Source organism: Kordia aestuariivivens (assembly GCF_014397005.1).
Classification (GTDB): domain Bacteria; phylum Bacteroidota; class Bacteroidia; order Flavobacteriales; family Flavobacteriaceae; genus Kordia; species Kordia aestuariivivens.
Map to the genome: position 1 here is coordinate 1 of NZ_JACGWS010000039.1, position 807 is coordinate 807.

1 pseudogene is annotated in these 807 nt (G+C 39.5%); it reads right to left on the minus strand.

The window, feature by feature from the left end:
• A pseudogene (locus H2O64_RS23915) lies at positions 1-807 on the minus strand (CUB protein); the annotation flags it as partial.

The following is an 807-nucleotide window of genomic DNA, read 5'->3' on the forward strand; positions in this document are numbered from 1 at the left end:
AGGTGAGTGTTAAACTGGTATTTCCTCCAGTGATCTCTATGTATTTATCGGTAAGATCAAAGGTGCTAATCTCATCACTTTCATCACCACTCTCTAGGTCATCACAAAGCGCAAATGGAGTCGGTTGTACTAGCACTGGTGGTCCCACTACGATGATATCGAAACTTCCAATGGCATAACAAGCTGTGGTATTGTCTTCTAAACGTATCCAAATCGTTTGTTGATTGATGGTGATGTTGATATAATCGGTAAGGTTTACTATTGGTGATAGATCATCAATGGCATCTTGTTCAGTCTCGTGATAGGTAAGTGTGTAATCACTTGGGGTTTGTGTACCATAGATTTCTGTTTGCGTCTCTGTCAAATCAAACATCGTAAAGCCATCTAAGTTTGCTGCCTCATCACATTCTTCTAAGTCTGTGATGTTTAGTGGCAATACTGGAATTGGAATCACATTTAGTTGTAATGGAGTTACGGTGAAACATCCTGTAACGGTATTGGTTGCCAGTACATAGATGGTTTGTGTATCCATCATAATATTATTGTATGGACTTGCAAGTGGGTTTAAGTTATTGGTTGCATCCGCCTGTGTTTCGTGAAAACTGTAGACTACATCTGGTTCATTGTTGATGATATCATTGATCAGATCATTTAGGTTGAAACTGGTAAAGCCATCATTATCATCATCACATACTTCTGCGTCGAGCATTCCGCTTGGATTCAGTGTTGGACTTGGCAATGGATTTACCCTGATGTCAAAAGTAATGGTGTTTTCACAACCTGTGGTATCATTGGTAGCCAATACAA